This window comes from Candidatus Saccharimonadales bacterium (assembly GCA_036397795.1).
Lineage (GTDB): Bacteria > Patescibacteriota > Saccharimonadia > Saccharimonadales > DASWIF01 > DASWIF01.
On record DASWIF010000025.1, the window covers coordinates 1 to 1,877 of the forward strand.

At 49.9% G+C, this 1,877-nt stretch carries 1 protein-coding gene; it reads right to left on the reverse strand.

Features of this window, described 5'->3' with window-relative positions; translation table 11 throughout:
* Nucleotides 1-13: 13 nt before the first annotated feature.
* The gene (locus VGA08_01600; protein HEX9679289.1) at nt 14-1,744 is read right to left on the reverse strand and encodes a penicillin-binding protein 2; all 1,731 of its coding nucleotides are present in this window, start codon (nt 1,742-1,744) and stop codon (nt 14-16) included.
* Between the last annotated feature and the right edge of the window lie 133 nt (nt 1,745-1,877).

Genomic DNA, 1,877 nt, shown 5'->3' on the forward strand with positions numbered 1-1,877 from the left:
TCAAAACGATAGCCTAATAGTCCGGCGGGAGTTCGAGGTAGCTTACCAGAAACTTGGCAATTTGGCTAAACAGTGGCCCAACGCTGTCTGAAGCATAAACCGGACCGTTTTTGATTTTGTCTATTTTAACCAAAATGACAAACTCAGGATTAGTTACCGGCCCATACCCGACAATTGTATGAACTGTTTCATTGCTGTAACCACCGCCGCTTGGAATACGAGCCGTCCCGGTTTTTGCCGCCATGTAATAGCCTGGCACGCGAGCCTTTTTATCATAACTACTTTCAACCACCTCTGTTAGCATGCCGGTTAAAATGGTCGCGGTTTTGCGGCTGATTACTTGCCGGATTGTTTCTTGTTCGGTCGGATACTTGTTGCCATTTTGGTCAATCCGCTCGGCCACAACATGTGGTTTAATCAGCAGGCCGTTGTTCGCGATCGCGGCGTAGGCCGCGGCCAGCTGAATTGGCGTGGCCGTAATGCTATATCCGTATGAACCGGTCAGGTAAAAAATATCACCCGGCTTGGATAAATTGCTAATATTCCCCGGCGACTCGCTGTCAAGTTCAATGCCGGTTCGCTCTCCAAAGCCAAAGGCTTTAATATAACGCTCAAAACTCACGCGTCCAATTTGCTCGGCCGCGTGCATTGCTCCCAGATTGAGAGACTTGGCCAGCGCCTGAGTCATAGTCTGGGTACCATAAGCCTGGAGGTCAAAATTTCTGATGGTATACTGCCCAACCTTAAGTTCGCCGGTGTCTTCGTAGGTTGTCTCGGGCGTAATTTTTTCGCGATCCAAAGCCGCGGCCATGGTCAATGTTTTAAAAACCGAACCCGGCTCGTATGCCTGAAACGTGGCCGGATTGTTAAAGACGTTAATATTTTCAACCTGGCTGTAATGTTCCGGGTCAAAGTCCGGCAGGCTGCACATGGCCAAAATCGCGCCGGTCTTTGGATGCATTATAATCACGGTGCCGCTTTCGGCCTGATACGAGTCAAAAAACTGTTTGAGCTTGGCACAGGCTTGAAACTGAATTTGACGGTCAATCGTTAAAACCAGGTCATCGCCGTCCTGAGCTTCGCGAATGCTTCTTGGGACAACCGTAATTAGCGCGCCGAGCGCGTCTTTAAACGAACGAGCCTCGCCGGTGGTGCCGGCCAGTTGTTGATTAAAATATCCTTCCAAGCCGTACTGACCGACTTTTTCATCGTTGCGGACGCCCAGAAACCCAAAAATATGTCCGCCCAAACTTTTGTCCGGATAGTAACGGTAGGTTTCCGGCGCGAACCCTATCCCGGGAATCGCAAGCTCACTCAGCCGATCAACGTTTTCTTTCGAAACCTTGCTCTTAATCGGCTCATACGGATCGTCGGGCACACTCAATTTTGGAACCAAAGCATGCCACTCTTCATCGGTTAATCCCAGAACCGGCACAATCGCGTCAATCACACTGCTGACATTCTGAATTTTATTCGGCTCAGCGTAGACTTGGTAGAATTCACGGTTTGTCACGACCGGAAAAAGCGAGCTTCCATCGCGAACATACATTGACCCCCGTTCCGGAAATAAATCACGGTATACTTCCTGCGACGCGCTGGCCAAACTCGCGTACGCGTGATGCTGCACCACTTGCAGCTGGAAAAGTCGAAAGGCTATTATCGCCCCAAATAAAAAAAAGAGGCTGGCTAAAACCAAAATCCGGGAGTGCTCAAAAAGTTGTTGTCCTGACGCAACATTCCGCATGACTAAAACCGCAAATGTTTACATTCTCTCAAAAAGAATGGGTGGCAGAAAGCCTAGCGAAGACCGGCCACCGGGGTTGGGGCCAAGAATTCCGTTTCGGTCACGGCTTCCATGTTTAGCTGGCTGACCCGCG

What these genes read in the sequence shown, in the direction of transcription:
- VGA08_01600 (HEX9679289.1), bottom strand. Translation starts at nt 1,744, where the DNA reads ATGCGGAATGTTGCGTCAGGACAACAACTTTTTGAGCACTCCCGGATT.